This window comes from Culicoidibacter larvae (assembly GCF_005771635.1).
In the GTDB taxonomy this organism is placed as follows: Bacteria; Bacillota_I; Bacilli_A; order Culicoidibacterales; family Culicoidibacteraceae; genus Culicoidibacter; species Culicoidibacter larvae.
Genome location: NZ_VBWP01000002.1, coordinates 175,146 through 192,913, shown reverse-complemented (window position 1 = coordinate 192,913; position 17,768 = coordinate 175,146). Strand labels below are relative to the sequence as shown.

Sequence of the window (17,768 nt, the reverse complement as noted above, 5' to 3'; positions counted from 1 at the left end):
GGTGGTGGTATTGTGCAGTTTCAGGCTTCGATTCCGATTTATTTACAGATTGCTGATTTAATTGAGATGTGGATTTTACAGGGGCGGCTGGAACAAGGTATGCAGGTACCATCAGTTCGTCAGCTGGCGCTTGAATTACAAGTCAATCCAAATACCGTGCAACGGGCATTTTTAGAGTTGGAATCAGCAGGGGTTATTATTACCAAACGCGCAACCGGGCGGTTTATTACTGATGACAAGGCAAAACTTGAACAGATGCGTCAAAAGATTTTAACTGAGCGGACGAGTGAATTCATAAAAACAATGCGTGAGTTTGGCTTGGATGATGCCGCAATTTTGGCATTAGTAGAGGCTAATGCAGACGCGATGAAGGAGGGGTTATAATGGCAATTATTGCAACTTGCGAACAGGTGAACAAGAGTTATCAAAAGCCGGTTTTTAAGCAAATGGATTTACGTATTGAATCAGGAAAGATTATTGCCCTTCTAGGTGAAAATGGTTGCGGGAAAACAACTTTATTGAAGCTTTTAGCAGGATTGAGTTACCCCGATAGCGGCCGGATAAGCTTGGTGGAGGCAACCGATCGGTTTTCGTTACGCACCCGGATTGCGTATTTGTCTGATCATAATTTATTACCTGGTCATTTCACTATCGATGCTGTTGTTAATTATCATGCTGACTTGTTTGCTAACTTTAATAAACAGAAGGCTTATGATATTTTAGCATATATGCACATCTCTGATTATAATCAGCAGATTAAATCACTTTCTAAAGGATTGCTTGAACGAGTGAATATTAGTTTGATTTTTGCTATGGATGCAATGTTGTATTTACTTGATGAGCCATTATCAGGGGTAGATATGCTGGCACGTGAGCAGATGTTAAATGGCTTGCTGCAGTTTGTTGATGAATTTAGCACAGTAATTATAGCCACCCATATGATTGCTGAAGTAGAATTTTTGGCCGATGAGATTATTATGGTTAAAAATGGTGACATCGCATACCATTTGGCAAGCGATGTCATACGCACCGACTATGGTTGTTCAATTGCTGATTTTTATAAACAGGTATATGGAGGGCAATCATGAAAAATTATTTAAAGTGGATGTTATATAAATACAGTCCGGCTATTAAGTATACTGGAATCGGGCTGCTTATTGTACTGAGTTTAGAAGTTATTATGTGTGTGTTGGGAAACTATTTTGAAACTATTAAAGTGGTGGCACTTTTATTTTCCTCACTGAGCAGCTTGTTGTTTACCGGAATTTATATAGCTGTGCCAATTTTATTTATGGTAAATCAGGCCTTTGGTAAAGGTTTGGAACAAGTATTGGTAGTGCCGATTTCGCGCTATAAAGTGCTTTTGGCGCAGGTTATATTTGGTGTAGTTTTACAGACAACACTGACAGTTGTCATGGTTCTGGGAATGATGCCAATGATGTTTTTGCTGCAGACGATTAGCCCGATGACCAACGAGGTGATTTCGTTCGGTACAGTACTGACAATTGTTGTTATGTCAGTTTTTAGCATGATTAATGGAATTACCACTTGGCAGTTTCTTTTTTATGGGTCACAGATTCGTGCAGCACGACGAATTCCGATGTGGCTGCGGGCATTGATTATTGTTGTTGCCTACTTTATTATTGTGTTTGCTTTTGAACTGAGTCTGCAACAATTTGGTATTTCCAGTTTTCAAGCCGGATTCCAGGCTGGCATGCAAATGGCAGGGGCAGATGGTTTGATGGAAGGTGTAGCCAGTAATCTTGGTTTTAGCCAATTGACTCTAGTTTTATATTTAGGGGCACTATCTTTGCTTAGTATTGGTGAATTTACCATGGCACGGTATTTTTTAAAACATAAAGTGGAAATGTAAAGCGATGTCCGGATTTTCGGACATCGCTTTTTTTGATATATTTTTAGTTTATAAATATGAGTATTCGTGTTACAATAATAGAAACAAAAATAAATGCTTGAGGTGGTAAAGTGAAGCGCGGATTGCTTATGTTTGCTCTGTTGTTTGGAGCAATAGGAATACTTAGTGGGTGTGGAAGTATTGATGACCAATATGATGTAGTCGTTATTGGCGGTGGCGCGAGTGGAATGAGCGCTGCTATTGAGGCTGATGCCGGCGGTGCAAAAGTAGCATTAATTGAAGCTGATGCTATTCTTGGCGGTAATTCACGGTTTGCTTTTGAAGGCATGAATGCTGCTCAAAGCGCGATTCAAAGCGAAGCGGGAGTAAGCGATTCAGTTGCTGATTATAATGCTGATATCAGCAGTGCTGCTGATGGCATGAATAACCAGAACTTAAGCGGCCAGGTTGCTGAGGATTCAGCAGCGGCGTTGGACTGGGTTAATGAAAATGGGGCAAACTTTACTAGCTTGATTCAATTGCCGGGCAGCAGTGCGGCAAGAACACATACAACGCCAACTAATGATTCAGCCGGACTTTCTTTGGTTAGTGCCTTAGAATCATCAATGAAAAATACTGATATTAATGTATTGCGGGAAACCCAAGTGCTGAGCATTACTTTGGTTTCAGTATCAAATAATTTAAATCGCATTGAAATCCGCAGTGCTAATAACACGACTAAAACCATTACTGCTAAAGCATTAATCTTAGCTAATCAGGATTTAGCTGATATGACGAATATTACTAATTTAACTGATCCGGAATTGCTTTCACAGGCAAGTTTCTATGAGGATACACCGGATAGTTTAAGTACAAGTTTACGGATGATAAAAGAGTTGAATTTGGATGTTTACCATTATGGTCAGCGTGACATTTTTGATACCTTCTCACCGGATGCAAATGAAAATGTTCCGGTTACCTTGCGTACTTTTGGAGCTTTTATGGTAAACAGCAGCGGTAAACGCTTTGTCAATGAGCTGGCACCGCGCGATGAAGTAGCAGCAGCGATTTTAAATCAGCCGAGCCAAAACGGCTATTTGATTTTCAATGAAAAATTACTGGATACAGTAAGCTTAAATTCAGCCTTATTGCACAGCGGCTATATTTATTCTGCTGCCAATATTGATGATTTGGCAAAACGCTTGGATATGGAACCGGCAACTTTGCGTCAGACATTAAAGACGTACAACGAGGCAGTTGCCAATAAAAGTGATTCAGAATTCGGTCGTGATATGAATATGAATGCCGATCGTTTGATATCGCTTGAGCAAGGACCATACTATGCAATCAAAGTTCATCCGGTTTCATATATTCGTTCGACCGGAGTAAAGGTAGCTAATATTTCGCAACCGACAATCGGTGGACAAATCGTCGATGGATTGTTTATTGCCGGAGATTTTCCAGGTGGTGTTTATGGTAACCAGCAGCTATATGGTGATGATCTGACGCAATCGGTAGTATTTGGTCGTCATGCTGCGCAGGCAGCACTCCGGTATGTGAATGGTGAATAAATGCGGGTTTGAAGGACGGTGCAGCACCGTCCTTCAAACATCGGGGCTTTGCTCTGAAAAATATTGAAATAGTGTTGACTTAGCTGATAAAAGTCGGTATAATAGGTCAAGTAGAATATATGGAGTAATAGAAAGAAGAGTAGAAGCCTCTCACCTGATATACGGATGTATTTGGGTAAACAGCATTACGGTAAACTTTTAATTAAGATATCGAAGCGGGCTTTTACAGCGCGCTTTTTATTATTCTAAATCCTTTTGGAGGTGCTTGTTATTAATAATAATAGAAAATCTACACCAAATAACCAAGATAAGACACCAATCAATGACAAAATTCGTGCTAAAGAAGTGCGGGTTATCGGTCAAGACGGTGAACAGCTTGGAATCCTTTCGCGGAATGACGCGCTTGCATTTGCTGAAAAAGCGAATCTTGATCTTGTTTGTGTTGCGCCTACTGCAACACCGCCGGTATGCCGTATTATGGATTACGGAAAATATCGTTATGAGATGCAACGTAAAAACCGTGAAGCTAAGAAAAATCAAAAAGTCGTTACGTTAAAAGAAATTCGTTTAAGTCCGACTATTGATACTCATGACTTTGAAACAAAACTTCGCAATGGAATTAAGTTTCTTGATAAAGGCGATAAGCTGAAAGTCAGCATCCGTTTCCGCGGACGTGCGATTGCCCATACTGAGGTAGGTCGCAGTGTTATGGAACGTTATGCTGCCGGTTGTGAAGAAGTTGCAACACTTGAAGGCAGTATCAAAATGGATGGACGCAGTATGTTCATGATATTAGCACCAAAAAAAGTATAACCGTTAAGGAGGAACCATCATGCCAAAAATGAAAACTCATAAAGGACTTGCTAAACGTGTAAAGAAAACTGGCAGCGGAAAATTAAAACGCTGGAGTGCATATACAAGCCATTTAGCACATAACAAAACAACGAAACAAAAACGTCATTTGCGTAAAGCATCACTTGTTTCAACTGGTGATTATAAACGCATCAAACAGATGTTACACAATTAATTTTAAATTCAGAATGAAAGCCCGGTAATGATGCGTTCTGCTGTTAATAATTATTTATTTGCAGGAGAAAGCGTGGTTACACGGATACTTAGGAGGTAATTCATATGCCACGTGTAAAAGGTGGAGTAGTCAGCCGTCGTCGTCGTAAAAAAGTCTTGAAATTAGCGAAAGGGTACTACGGTTCAAAACATGCTTTATTCCGCACAGCGAATGAGCAAGTAATGAAATCATACATGTATGCATACCGTGACCGTCGTCAGAAAAAACGTGATTTCCGTAAATTATGGATCACACGTATTAATGCCGGTGCACGTATGTGCGGTCTTTCTTACAGCAAATTAATCAATGGATTAAATATCGCTGGGATCGATGTAAACCGTAAAGTTCTTGCTGATTTAGCAGTTAATGACTTTGCAGCTTTTGAATCAATTGCAGGAATTGCAAAAGATGCATTAGGAAGTGGAAAAGAAGCAACCGTTCGTACTAAAGGTAAAGAAGTGAAACCTACAGTAAGCGGAACAGCGCCAAAAGCTAAAAAAGCTGCAGCGAAAAAAGAAGAGCCTGCAAAAGCTCCTAAAAAAGCAGCTGCACCAAAAGCAGAAGCTAAAGCTGAAGTGAAAAAACCAGCGGCTAAAAAGCCTGCTGCAAAAAAAGCTGATAAACCAGCTGAAGATTTAAGCAAATTAACCGTTGCTGAATTAAAAGCTATCGCAGCCGACAAAGGAATCAAAATTCCAAGCGGCGCGAAAAAAGCGGAAATTCTTGACTTAGTTAAATAATTTTGAAACCGGTCAGCGTCTTAGACACTGACCGGTTTTTTATGGGTTTTTATTGAAAAAATTGCAATTTAGTGTACAAATATGACAAGATACATTGAATGTGATATACTTAGAGACAGTTTTTAGTAAAATGGGGGACATTAAAATGAAGAAACTATTTTTGAGTGTTGCCGCAGTATTGTTACTGGCGACACCATTTTTATTTGTAAACAAAGTACAGGCGGCAGGCGGAGACCCGGTTGTTTTTGCTGATGCTAACTTGGAAGCAGCGGTACGTAAAGATTTAGGAATCAGTGAACCGACGCCGGTTCTTGAAGTAAATATGTTGAGTTTGTCTAAACTTAGTTCAACACGCTCTGCCGGAATTACAAATTTGAGCGGACTTGAGTATGCAGTGAACTTGAAGAGTATCGATTTGTATGGCAATAGCAACCTTACTGATATCACACCATTGACTGGGTTGATGAATTTGACAACGATTGATGCGCAATCAACAGCAATCACTGATTTGTCACCTTTAAGCGGACATTTTGTGTTAAGTACAGTTTATATTTCTGGCGGAACTTTCAGCGATATTTCGGTAGTAAGTGGATGGTCAAACATTCAAAAGCTTATGTTGCAAAATAATTATGTTAGCGACTTAACACCGTTAACTAATATGACTACATTAAAAGAATTGACGGTCCGCGGCGTTTTTAGTGACGTTACACCAATCAGTCACTTAACTGACTTAACTCAATTATCAATTTATAGTGCTAATGTGACGTCAATTGATGCACTTGCACCACTAACTAAGCTTCAGTATTTTAGTTTGCGATATAGTCAAGTGTCTGATATCAGCGTGTTGGCTAATAATCGAGGCTTGCTATACGTTTATATTCCGGAGAATAAAATTACCGATATTTCGCCACTGGCGGGATTGGATAAAATATATTGGCTGGCTGCTTGGAGCAATGCTATAAATAATGCTAGTGTTGTGAGCAGTTTAACCGGGTTACAGTTATTGGAGTTACAATATAATCAGCTTACAACAATGCCTGATTTAACCGATGTACAGCAATTGCAAACTGTTAACTTTGCTAACAATAAGTTAACTGATATTGCTCCGATGAGCGATATTCGAACAACACTTTTTACAGCGAATTTTGAAAACAATCAGATTGCTGATTTCAGTCCCTTGGCAAATGCTACGGCACTCCGCAATTTAACAATTACTAATAATAAAGTGCATGATCTATCTGCTCTGAAAGAACTGCCGATTACCAATCTATCAGGCGCAAACCAAACGAGTATTGGGAGTGCAGTTGAATTAAATCAGCCGAATCCAATGAATTTTCAGGATTATACCGGAAGTGATTTGCAATTGACATTCAATACGCCGGGACGCTTTGAAAATGGCCAATTGATATGGGAACAAACCGGAACGAATTCACTGCGTTTTACTAACGGGTCAAATTTTAGTGGTACCTTTACTCAAGAAGTAACCGCGGATGTAACAGCACCAGTGATTACTGCTGATTCAGAAATTACTTATGAAGTAAATACATCAAAAACAGCAACTGAGTTTTTAACTGATATTCATGCAGCAACTGATGATGGCAGCCTGATTACCAGTGATTTCACTACAGCAGTAAATATAGCTGTGGTTGGTGACTACACAGTAACTTTAAGTGCCGCTGATACAAGTGGTAATGTATCGACAATATCAGTTATTGTTCATGTTATTGATTCTCATGTGGATACGGGCAATAACAGCAGTGATAATAACAACGCTGATAGCAACACAAATACTAATGGTAATTTAGTTGCTACCGGTGAAGCGCCGGAGCTTTGGCTCGGTGCCGGATTACTTGGCATTGCTGCCGCCGGATTGGTTCTTTATCTGAATCGTCGTAAATAAAGTTGAAAGTGCGGGAGGCTGGTCCTCCCGCACTTTTTATCTTTCTATAAATAGGGTCCAGAGACTTTTAAGTATCCGGCAGATATGATATAATAACCAATATATTGAAATAAGGTGAAGTTTATGGAACAATGGCAATTACAACAACTTGAAGAACTCTCACAAATTCCTGGAGTCAGCGGACATGAGGACTTAGTGCGGGATTATATGTTAGAAAAATTAACTGCACATACCAGTACTATTGAGCGCGACCGGTTGGGGAGCGTTTTTGGTGTGTTGTTGCCTGAAGATTCGGCTCGTGATACCGGTTTGAAAATTATGCTTGCCGGTCATATGGACGAGGTTGGTTTTATGGTAACTCGCATAACTGAGAACGGTATGTTAAAAGTACAAACTATTGGTGGCTGGTGGAACCAGACTTTACTTGGGAAGCGAGTGACAGTTTATACTCGTGATAATGAGGCGGTGCCAGGAACCTTTGGTTCAGTGCCAACGCATTTATTAACTGATGAACAGCGTAATAAGCCGATTGATTTTCCACAAATGTTTATCGATATAGGAGCAACTTCTAAAGATGAAGTGCTGGCTTTTGGGGTTCGTCCCGGAGATCAGGTTATTATGGACGGTTCTTATGTGCAAATGAAAAATCCCAAACGTTTGATGGCCAAAGCTTGGGATAACCGGGTTGGTTGTGCGTTAACACTAGATGTGTTTTCATATTTTGCTGAACGTCGTGATATTTTACCGGCGACATTATATGGCGGGGCAACAGTTCAGGAAGAAGTTGGGTTACGTGGTGCTAAAACAGCAGCAGCGATGATTAAACCTGACTTAGCTTTAGTTGTAGACTGTTCACCGGCAAATGATAGCAGTGGTGATAAAGAACAATTTGGACAGTTGGGCAAGGGTGTATTATTGCGAGTTCATGATCGTTCAATGATTCCTAGCCAGCCAATGATTGCTTGGGCGCATGAACTTTTAGAAAAACATGATATTACTTTCCAATACTTTATTTCACCGGGTGGAACGGATGCCGGTAATGTACATATGTCAGGTGAAGGAGTGCCAACGTTAGCAATTTGTTTGCCAGCACGCTATATTCATGCTAACTCATCAATCATTGATAGTGATGATTACTTGGCAGCGCGGCAGTTATTGATTGCCTTTATCGAAGAGTTTTCAACTGCTCGTTTTGAGCAATTGACATTTAAAAAATAAAAAAGGGTGGCCTAAATGAAAAAGATTATCGTTGTGATTTCAGCTGGAGTACTGCTTTTAAGCGGATGTGCAGCAGCACCGAGCGCTGCGCAGATTCTAGCTGATAATCAACTAATAACTACAGTTGCTAACCATGTCTATGTACCCAATAAAGAAAATAATTTCTTTTTATATTATTTACCAAAAGGGTATATTGAACGTGAGGTTTCTGATAATAATGCAAAGCTCGCCAGTTCATCTGGCGAGGTGTATATCCATGTTAATCCTAATCACCCGGATATGAGTGATCGGGTAGATATGGCTAAAGTGCTTGAAACTAAGGTTATTAACAGTGATGTTACCTTATATATATTGTCAACAAATGTTGAAAATGTATATTCAGTTGTATTTACTGCACCATTTGCGCGGGTGAGTGCAACTTTAAAAGCAGATGATGTTGATAATGAGATTGATTATTTGACTATAATTGCGCTTTCAATTCAGGTAAAACCTGCGGTTAATGAGCGTGAGTTTATTGGTGAAAATCAACAACAAGTTATTCAAGATAGTACCGGTTCAAATGAAGGTGTCCTTCAAGGACCAAGCGACTAATAATAAAAAGGGAGTTATTTAATAATGAAAAAAATAGAAACAGTTGAAGAGTTTAAAGCACATCAACAAGAAGAAAATGTAGTATATATGTTTTCAGCGACATGGTGTCCTGATTGTGTAGTGCTTTATCCGGTTTTAGATGATATTGAAGCAGAATGTGCTGATTTTACTTTCTATTCAGTAGATCGCGATGATTTTATTGATCAATGTATTGAATTAGACATTTTTGGGATTCCAAGTTTTGTGACTTTCAATAAAGGTCAAGAAACCGGGCGTTTGGTTAATAAAAACCGAAAAACCAAAGAAGAAGTTGTTACTTTCATTCAAAGTACAAAGGAGTAATTTTACATGTTGAATATGATATATAATAATCATGGTTTACAAGATACTTTGATTGTTAACTTACATCCGGTACCGGAAAAGTATCAGACTGAGACAATTGGTAATATCGTTCGCATTTTTGATGGCGAGGAAACTTATGGATATAATATTTTGGCGGCATCGACACTTTTTGAAGTGCCTTTTAATGGTGTGCTGATGAGCAATGAGCGTTTTGTTGAAACGGTCATTGCCACACTTCACGAAGTTGGTTTTGCGATTGAACCAAGTGAATTGGAGCCGCATTTTGTTGTTGGGTTTGTTGATAGTATGGTTGCCCATCCTAAGAGTGATCATTTGAATGTTTGCCAAGTGCAAACTGATACCGGTACCGTGCAAATTGTTTGTGGTGCACCAAATGTTGCCAGCGGTCAAAAAGTGGTTGTTGCAAAGATTGGTGCATTGATGCCCAGCGGTTTGTATATTCAGGCTTCTAAAGTGCGTGACGTTGAATCATTTGGTATGATTTGTTCTGCCCGTGAATTGGCGCTTCCTGATGCACCACAGGAAAAAGGAATTTTGGTGCTTGAAGATGATGCTCCGATTGGTGCTGAATTCTTTTCATACTATAAGTAATTAGTTTTGTTTAGAATACTTTATAGGAATGGACTCAGGGCGTATGAAAACGTTTGACTGTCTAAGAGAGATTAGTAGTTTTGCGCAGGAGCGTATCCTAAAATACGTGACTAAGTAAAACTACTGGTTTCTCAACGAATGCGAGCGTTTTTCAACGTTCTAATATTATAAGTAATTAGGAGGCGCAACAACATGGCGCAGTATCATTTTATTGGAATTAAGGGTGCCGGAATGAGTGCTTTAGCAAGCATTCTGCATGACTTAGGTCATTCGGTTAAGGGTTCAGATGTTGAACATTATTTCTTCACCCAAACACAATTAGAAAGACGCGGTATTGAATTACTGCCTTTTGATGCAAATAATATTCATGCTGATGATATTATTATTCAGGGAAATGCTTTTCATAGCGGCAACAATGTTGAAGTCCGCGCCGTGTTGGAGCAAGGACTTCAAGCTATTCCTTACAGTGAGTATTTAGCCGAATTTGCCAGCAGCTTCATTAGTGTTGCTATTGCCGGAACTCATGGTAAGACAACCACAACGGGAATGTTGGCGCAGATGCTGGCTCCTATTAAACCAACTGCGTTTTTGATTGGTGATGGAACCGGACTTGCAGCGAGTGATAGTGAGTACTTTGTATTTGAGGCTTGTGAATATAAGCGTCATTTTTTAGCGTATGCACCTGATTATGCGATTATCACCAATATTGAATTTGATCATCCGGATTACTTTAAAGATGAGCAAGATGTTATGCAGGCTTTTGAAACGTTTGCTAATCAGGCAACTAAGAAAGTAATCGTTTACGGCGATGATGCAAATGCTTTGCAATTGGATGTTGATGAGCGTAAAATTATCTACTACGGTAAGAATAACAATAATGATGTTCAAGCTCGTAATATTAAAAAAACTCAAAGCGGTGTAAGCTTTGATGTTTATGTTTATGATGAGTTTTCCGGACATTATGAGCTGCCATTCTATGGTGACCATATGATTGCCAATAGTTTAGCGGTTATTACAGTTGGGATTTTGCAAAATATTGATCCTGAGGTTATTAATGAACATTTAGCAGAATTTACCGGAGTACAACGCCGCTTTAATGTGCGTGAGTTTGGTAAGCAGGTATTGGTTGATGATTATGCTCATCACCCAACTGAAATTGCGGCAACACTTGAGGCAATTCGTCAGCGCTATCCTGAAAGAGAATTGGTATTGGTTTTTCAACCGCATACGTTCTCACGGACAGAGGCGTTTTTGGATGAGTTTGCCGATATTTTGGCAAAAGCAGATTCTTGTTACTTAGTTGATATTTTCGCTTCTGCACGCGAGACCGGCGGACAGTTGTCAATTAGCGATTTAGCGGCTAAAATCCCTGGTTCAAAGGTACTCTCATATGATAATTTGGAGGAGCTTTGCAAGCATGATTCTGCGGCAATTGTCTTCATGGGTGCAGGCGATGTAAATGAATATTTGGATACATATCAAAAAGAGTGCGCAAATAGGAATTTTTAATTGCGCATATGTAACTTTTTTGCTACAATTACTATGAGTAAGTGATTTCAAAAGAGAGGGTGAAAATGGATGAACAATATTACAATTGATTTAAACACAATTTTTTGGGTACTCATTATTGCGATATTGTTTGTTGCAATTATATTGCTCGTCTATTTGATCCGATTCTTAAGAATGTTATTTACAACGATCAAAGAAGCGAACAAGGCTATTCAAAAGGTCCAAACGCTTGTTGATGATACCAACAAAGTTATGAAAGAAACTTATGAGATAACAGCAAGAGCAAATTCAAGTTATAAAAAGGTAAATACACTTGTAGATGCATTGACAACAGCAGTAGGCGGATTCGTTTCCGCAAAATTGAGAAGAAAGTAGGAGGTTGTTTGCCATGGCAAAAGAAAAAAGCAATTTAGGAGCAGTATTAACTTCAGTAGCACTCGGTGTGGTAGCAGGGGCTGTCGGAGGAGTAGTTGCAGGAATTTTACTTGCACCAAAATCTGGTAAAGAAACTGTAAAAGATATTAAGAGTAAAACATTCCAAATTCGCGATAAAGCTGTAGATACGGCTCATGATATGCGTGAACGCGGAGAGCATATGTTAGATAACTTTAACAAAAATGCTACTAATGAAGCAAAACAAACATTTTCTTTCGTAGAAGATGAAGTTGCAAAAAATCCTTTCTTAGGAAATAAAAAAGCTGATTTAATTGAACGTATTCAAAATGCTGCAAATGATATTGACGAAGACGATATCATCAACGCTCGTTAATTAAAGGTAGGCATACATGAGTGAATCATTAGAAGATTTGCGCTCACAAATTACCGAAATCAGTTTAGAATTGGTCCGATTGCTCAATGAGCGTGCAGCGATTGCACTAAAAATCGGAGCAGCTAAACGAAAACAAGGTCATAGTAACTTATATGATCCGATTCGTGAGGCTAAATTATTAAAACAGCTCTTAGAGGCGAGTGAAGGTCCTTTAGCTGATGATGCTTTAGCACATCTGTTTAAGGAAGTTTTTAAAACCTCTTTAGCACTACAAGTAGAAGATGCACATAAGCAGTTACTCGTTGAATCAAAACGGGCAACTGCTGTTCACATTGGTCCTGTTTCATTTGGTGAAGCACCAGTCATTATTGCCGGGCCTTGTGCCATTGAAACCGAGGAGCAAATAACTGAAATATTTGCTTTTTTGTCGGGTCTTGACGTTCAAATTGTTCGTGCCGGAGCCTTTAAACCGCGTACTTCACCATATGATTTTCAAGGACTGGGTATTGACGGGCTAAAAATGGCATCGCGAATTGCTAAGCAATATGGTTTGCTGCTTGTTAGTGAAATTATGGATGCTGACTCTCTGGAAGAGGCTCTGCCATATCTTGATGCGGTGCAAATTGGTGCTCGCAATATGCAGAATTTCAGTTTGCTCAAAGCAGCCGGAGCGATTAATAAACCGATTATATTAAAAAGAGGACTATCGGCAACGATTGAAGAATTTACCTTGGCAGCTGAATACATTGTTGCTTCGGGAAATGATCAAGTCATCCTCTGTGAGCGTGGTATCCGTACTTTTGAAACAGCAACACGGAATACATTGGATATTTCAGCTGTTGCAATTTTAAAAGAACGACTCGAATTACCAATTATTGTTGACGTTAGCCATGCGGCCGGACGTAAGGATATTTTGTTACCATTAGCTAAAGCCGGAATTGCTGTTGGTGGTGACGGTATTATGATAGAAACCCATCCGCAACCTTCTATTGCCCTATCAGATGCACAACAACAATTGAATATGACAGAATTTGCATCTTTTTATAGAGAACTAAAAAAATTTATTAATGAGGTGAAGAAGTAGTGAAAAAAGTTACTATTTATGACGTAGCAAAAGAAGCTGATGTCTCGCTGGCAACTGTGTCACGGGTACTGAACAAATCAGCAATTGTTCGTCCGGATAAAGAGAAGCGTGTTCTTGAGGCGATAAAGAAATTAAATTTCCGCCCCAATGAAATAGCCCGTGGCCTTGCCCGGAAACGTTCAACGACTGTTGGCGTTATTGTTCCGGAAATCAGCAGAACATCTGCTGCTGAATTACTATCAGGTATTTTTGATACCGCAAATATGGACATGTATAAGTATTCAATTAACTTGAAAACATATACATCAAATCTTGAACATTTTGAGGAACAATGGAATAGTTTGATTTCAAGTCAGGTTGATGGCATTTTGGTTATGTGTGATTATTTAGATGAGCATACCAAAACATTAATTAAAAGTACTAATGTACCGGTTGTGTTATTTTCAACCGAGTGTGATGATAAAAAAATTCCGTCAGTATCAATTAATTTCACCCAAGCAGTTTACGATGCTACCAAGCATTTTACTGACAAGAAATATACTGATATTGTGTTCTTGAATCGTGATGCAAATGTGCACACCGGATTCCAAACTAATGGCTTTGAAAAAGCCTTGAAAGATGCTGGAATCAGTGGTGACCTTAGCAAAAATGTTCACGGTGCTAAAAAGAATTATGAAGCTGACTATGCTTATTTTAAGGAAGTATTATCGAAACACAAGCCACAGGCTGTTGTTTCTATGAGCAGTGCTTTAGCGGCAGCATTTATGAATGCAGCTCAAGATATGGGCATTAAAATTCCTGAAGATATTGAAGTTATCAGTTTTTCAGATGATCAAACGGCACAGATGTTACGTCCTACTTTAACATCTGTAACTCAGCAAGTATATCGTATTGGTGTTTATGCAATGCGCTTGCTCACAAAATATATGTTGAATGAAGAAGTTGACCAACCAATTATTGAAGATTCGTATGAGTTCATTTGGCGTGGTTCAACTAAATAAATCCAAGCACATATATTGGTCAATTTCTTTGAATCTTACTGCATACCGTGCAGTCACGTATGTCTATATACGCTCCTGCCCGCTATGCAGCAAGATCCTTTGAAATTTTAGAAAGTAGAACTTTCTAATCCTTTGGACACTCAATCTATGCACTTGGATGCAAGTAAGATATTAAATCTTTACAATGAAGTAAGAACCCAGTAATTATATATTGTGATTTGCAGAGAGCTTGTGGTTGGTGCGAACAAGTACGCAGTAGATAATGAATTACATTTTACCGAGTAAAGCCGCAGCACAGCGTTAGCGTGCAAGAGAGTCGCACAAAAAAACATTTTTTTGTGAACTAAGGTGGTACCGCGCGGAAGCGTCCTTAGCATTTATTGCTATGGGCGCTTCCGCTTTTTTAGTAAAAAATAGTATTTAGGAGAGTAATTTTTATGACGAATGAATTAATTAAAGACTTAGAATGGCGTGGGTTGATTTATCAGCAGACTGATGCTGAGGCTTTGGCTGAGGTGCTGAATAATGAAAAGATAAGATTATATTGCGGGGTTGACCCGACTGCGGATAGTATGCATATTGGCCATTTAGTGCCATATTTATTATTGCGTCGTTTCCAATTGCATGGCCATACGCCAATTGTTTTGCTTGGTGGCGGTACCGGGATGATTGGTGATCCGGGCGGACGGACTGAAGAACGTCAGTTGCTCTCAGAAGAAACGTTGCGTCACAATGTTGAATGTTTGCAAGTACAGTTGAGAAAAATTTTCAACACTGAAGAAGATAACAACGTTATCTTCGAGAATAACTATGAGTGGATTGCTTCGATGAATGTGCCAACATTTTTGCGTGACGTTGGAAAGCATTTTAGTGTGAATACAATGTTAGCCAAAGATAGTGTTGCCAGTCGTTTGGAGAATGGTATTTCATTTACTGAGTTTTCTTATCAGTTGATTCAGGGACTGGATTTTAAAGAGCTCTATATGCGTCATAATTGCCGTTTGCAGGTTGGTGGTAGTGAGCAGTGGGGCAATATTACTGCCGGGATTGAATATGTGCGTAAGAGCATGGAGGAGTCAAAGCAAATATTTGGTTTGACGATTCCGTTGGTGACAAAAGCTGATGGTACTAAATTTGGTAAGACTGCCAGTGGTGCGGTATGGCTTGATGCTGAAAAGACGTCACCATACGAGTTTTATCAGTTCTGGTTGAATACTACTGATGCTGATGTTGTGAAGTATTTGAAGATATTTACTTTCTTGGATTACGAAACAATTGAAAGTTTGGGAAAAATGGTGGCTGAGGAGCCGCATTTGCGTGAGGCACAAAAGACTTTGGCGGCTGAGATGACGCGGTTTATTCATGGCCAATTGGCTCTGGATAAAGCGATTGAGGTGTCTCAGGCTTTGTTTCAAGGTGATATCAAGGCGCTTAGTCTTGATGAAATTAAGCTTGGCTTTAAAGACGTGCCAACCAGTACGGTCAGTGGTGTGTTGAATCTTGTAGACTTTTTAATTGAAGCGAAGATTGCCAGTTCGAAACGTGAAGCACGTGAGTTTATCAGCAATAATGCAATATCAGTGAATGGTGAGGTTGTTAATGACCTTGAATTTATTATGGATGCAACGGTTGCGCTTAATGGGGAATTGTTTGTCATTCGTCGTGGGAAGAAGAAATATTTCTTGGTGAATTTTGGTGAATAAGAAAAAAGGCGGGCTGTAGCTCGCCTTTTTTGCGCTTTTTCTCACATTTTTATAAATTTTAATACATATATTAGAAATAATTCTTTTTAATGTGATAAAATTAATGTATGAGTATCTTCGGATAAAAATTTGAGGTGATAACATGAAAGGATTTGACTATCGAGTTAGCCAACAGCTCCGTAAGATTTATGGAGATGAGTATAAAGATGAATATGCTGAATCTATGCTTGCGCTTATCCATGAGTGGGAGCAAGTGACTTGGCATGAAATTAAGCCAATGAACCAGAAGAATGTTTTCTTATCAACTTACAGTGACAGTTTTGTTGAGGACGGCAAGAAGCCGCTTGAGACGTTAAAAGAGTTTTTAGATAATTATGGAAAGGATATGTTTACCGATGTTCATATTCTTTCAATGTTTGGACCAAATCGCGATAATGACTTTACTGTATCTGACCACTTTAATTTAGATCCCAGCTTGGGCACATGGGAAAATATTGAAGAGCTGGCTGCTGAATATCGTTTGATGTTTAATTTTGTTGCTAATCATGTCAGTGATGATAGTATTTGGTTTCAGGAATATTTGAACGGTATTTCTGATTATCGGGATTTCTTTATTGAAAAAGGTATGATTGCTGATGTCTCTAATACCTTCCGGCCAACCAGCGGGCCTTTATTTGTTGAATATGAGAGTGTCAATGGACCAGTTGAGGTTTGGAGTACTTGGGGTGAGGGGACAGTTGACTTAAATGTTCATAACTACCAGGTTCTTGAAATTTTAACCCAGGCATTGATTTCATATATTTACCATGGTGCCAGCAGTATTCGTATTGATTCAATTGGTTCGTTGTGGAAAGAAAGTGGTGCTAGAAATGCATATATGCCGCAAACTCATCAAATTCTGACATTGTGGCGGATTATTCTCGATTATTTACAAGTGAATGTTCAAGTGTTGCCATTAACCAATGGTTCACCACGCGAGAACTGGAACTACTTTGGTGATGGGCATAATGAAGCCTCGTTAGTATATCAATGGGCTTTAGCGCCACTTGTTCTCTACACGCTTGTTGCTGGCGATACAGAGGCAATAGAGAGCTGGGCGAAGAAAATTCAGCCAGCATCGAATGAAGCAACTTACTTTAACTTTATTATTAATAATGAGTTGCTGGATATGCGTGCTGTTGATGATATTATGACTGAAGGTCAAAAACAAAAATTGGTTGAGAAGATAGAAGCGAGCGGCGGTGAAGCAGTTTATGCGAAGCGGCCGGATGGCGAGGGCGAGATGTTGCGAGCATTCCGCACGGCTTTCTTTACCGCGCTGGTTGATGAGGATGAGAGTCGCCAGAAAAAGTTTGATAAGTTTATTGCAGCACATTTTATTATGCTTTCAATGATTGGTGTTCCGGCAATTTTCTATCATACTTTGGTTGGTTCAAAAGTGGCTACCGGAGCACATAATAAAGTGAACTATCAAGAACTTAAACGTGAACTGGAGGATAAGGAGCTAGGGGCTGTTTATAGTCGTTTAAAAAACTTAATTGAAGCTCGTGGTGAACATTCAGCTTTTAATCCATATACACAACAGCGTATATTGGATCCGGAAAATGTACATATCTTTGGTTTGGAACGTTATTGCAGTGAAACCGGTGAGCGCATTTATTGTTATGTAAATGTAACAAATCACCGCCAAAAAATGCAATTGCCACCAGGTATTGATTTAGTTGATAATAAGGCAATTAAGGCGCAGGAGTATCGCTTTGAGCCCTACGAATGTATGTGGTTAGTTGTCAATCAGGCACAAATTAAATAG

General features: G+C 39.2%; 19 protein-coding genes and 1 other annotated feature. All 19 genes read left to right on the top strand.

The window, feature by feature from the left end:
- Positions 1-12 precede the first annotated feature (12 nt).
- Positions 13-384: a GntR family transcriptional regulator gene (locus FEZ08_RS03435; protein ID WP_171014917.1), complete on the top strand. Its 372-nt coding sequence runs from the start codon at positions 13-15 to the stop codon at positions 382-384.
- Positions 384-1,088, top strand: coding sequence for an ATP-binding cassette domain-containing protein (locus tag FEZ08_RS03430; protein ID WP_138190314.1), 705 nt, complete (start codon positions 384-386; stop codon positions 1,086-1,088). Before FEZ08_RS03435 ends, FEZ08_RS03430 begins: the two co-directional genes overlap by 1 nt.
- Entirely contained in the window at positions 1,085-1,873 is a 789-nt protein-coding gene (locus tag FEZ08_RS03425; RefSeq protein WP_138190313.1) for a hypothetical protein, read from the top strand. Before FEZ08_RS03430 ends, FEZ08_RS03425 begins: the two co-directional genes overlap by 4 nt.
- A 110-nt stretch (positions 1,874-1,983) precedes the next feature.
- A complete protein-coding gene (locus FEZ08_RS03420) occupies positions 1,984-3,423 on the top strand; it encodes an FAD-dependent oxidoreductase (RefSeq protein ID WP_138190312.1) in 1,440 nt (479 codons plus the stop codon).
- Between the two features lie 270 nt (positions 3,424-3,693).
- Entirely contained in the window at positions 3,694-4,236 is a 543-nt protein-coding gene (infC, locus tag FEZ08_RS03415) for a translation initiation factor IF-3 (protein ID WP_194949995.1), read from the top strand.
- Between the two features lie 19 nt (positions 4,237-4,255).
- A complete protein-coding gene (gene rpmI, locus FEZ08_RS03410; RefSeq protein WP_138190310.1) occupies positions 4,256-4,450 on the top strand; it encodes a 50S ribosomal protein L35 in 195 nt (64 codons plus the stop codon).
- 104 nt (positions 4,451-4,554) lie between these two features.
- Positions 4,555-5,229, top strand: coding sequence for a 50S ribosomal protein L20 (rplT, locus tag FEZ08_RS03405; protein WP_138190309.1), 675 nt, complete (start codon positions 4,555-4,557; stop codon positions 5,227-5,229).
- A 145-nt stretch (positions 5,230-5,374) separates the two neighbouring features.
- A complete protein-coding gene (locus FEZ08_RS12525; RefSeq protein WP_138190308.1) occupies positions 5,375-7,129 on the top strand; it encodes a LapB repeat-containing protein in 1,755 nt (584 codons plus the stop codon).
- Positions 7,130-7,252: 123 nt separating this feature from the next.
- Positions 7,253-8,347 carry a M42 family metallopeptidase gene (locus FEZ08_RS03395; RefSeq protein ID WP_138190307.1) on the top strand — a complete coding sequence of 365 codons (1,095 nt, stop codon included), beginning with the start codon at positions 7,253-7,255 and terminating at the stop codon, positions 8,345-8,347.
- Between the two features lie 15 nt (positions 8,348-8,362).
- Positions 8,363-8,938, top strand: coding sequence for a membrane lipoprotein lipid attachment site-containing protein (locus tag FEZ08_RS03390; protein ID WP_138190306.1), 576 nt, complete (start codon positions 8,363-8,365; stop codon positions 8,936-8,938).
- Between the two features lie 24 nt (positions 8,939-8,962).
- Positions 8,963-9,280, top strand: a complete 318-nt coding sequence (locus FEZ08_RS03385) for a thioredoxin family protein (RefSeq protein WP_138190305.1) — start codon at positions 8,963-8,965, stop codon at positions 9,278-9,280.
- 6 nt (positions 9,281-9,286) lie between these two features.
- Positions 9,287-9,892 (top strand): YtpR family tRNA-binding protein, encoded by a 606-nt coding sequence (ytpR, locus tag FEZ08_RS03380; protein ID WP_171014914.1) that lies wholly within the window; start codon positions 9,287-9,289, stop codon positions 9,890-9,892.
- A gap of 192 nt (positions 9,893-10,084) precedes the next feature.
- Positions 10,085-11,401: a UDP-N-acetylmuramate--L-alanine ligase gene (gene murC, locus FEZ08_RS03375; protein WP_138190304.1), complete on the top strand. Its 1,317-nt coding sequence runs from the start codon at positions 10,085-10,087 to the stop codon at positions 11,399-11,401.
- A gap of 69 nt (positions 11,402-11,470) precedes the next feature.
- A complete protein-coding gene (locus FEZ08_RS03370; protein ID WP_138190303.1) occupies positions 11,471-11,776 on the top strand; it encodes a DUF948 domain-containing protein in 306 nt (101 codons plus the stop codon).
- Between the two features lie 13 nt (positions 11,777-11,789).
- Positions 11,790-12,170 (top strand): YtxH domain-containing protein, encoded by a 381-nt coding sequence (locus tag FEZ08_RS03365; RefSeq protein WP_138190302.1) that lies wholly within the window; start codon positions 11,790-11,792, stop codon positions 12,168-12,170.
- A 16-nt stretch (positions 12,171-12,186) separates the two neighbouring features.
- Complete coding sequence (locus FEZ08_RS03360; protein ID WP_138190301.1) at positions 12,187-13,254, top strand: bifunctional 3-deoxy-7-phosphoheptulonate synthase/chorismate mutase; 1,068 nt, start codon at positions 12,187-12,189, stop codon at positions 13,252-13,254.
- Complete coding sequence (locus tag FEZ08_RS03355; protein WP_138190300.1) at positions 13,254-14,255, top strand: LacI family DNA-binding transcriptional regulator; 1,002 nt, start codon at positions 13,254-13,256, stop codon at positions 14,253-14,255. Before FEZ08_RS03360 ends, FEZ08_RS03355 begins: the two co-directional genes overlap by 1 nt.
- A gap of 175 nt (positions 14,256-14,430) precedes the next feature.
- Positions 14,431-14,630 (top strand) — a binding site (T-box leader).
- Positions 14,631-14,692: 62 nt separating this feature from the next.
- Positions 14,693-15,958: a tyrosine--tRNA ligase gene (gene tyrS, locus FEZ08_RS03350; protein ID WP_138190299.1), complete on the top strand. Its 1,266-nt coding sequence runs from the start codon at positions 14,693-14,695 to the stop codon at positions 15,956-15,958.
- Positions 15,959-16,100: 142 nt separating this feature from the next.
- The gene (locus FEZ08_RS03345) at positions 16,101-17,768 is read left to right on the top strand and encodes an alpha-amylase family glycosyl hydrolase (protein WP_138190298.1); all 1,668 of its coding nucleotides are present in this window, start codon (positions 16,101-16,103) and stop codon (positions 17,766-17,768) included.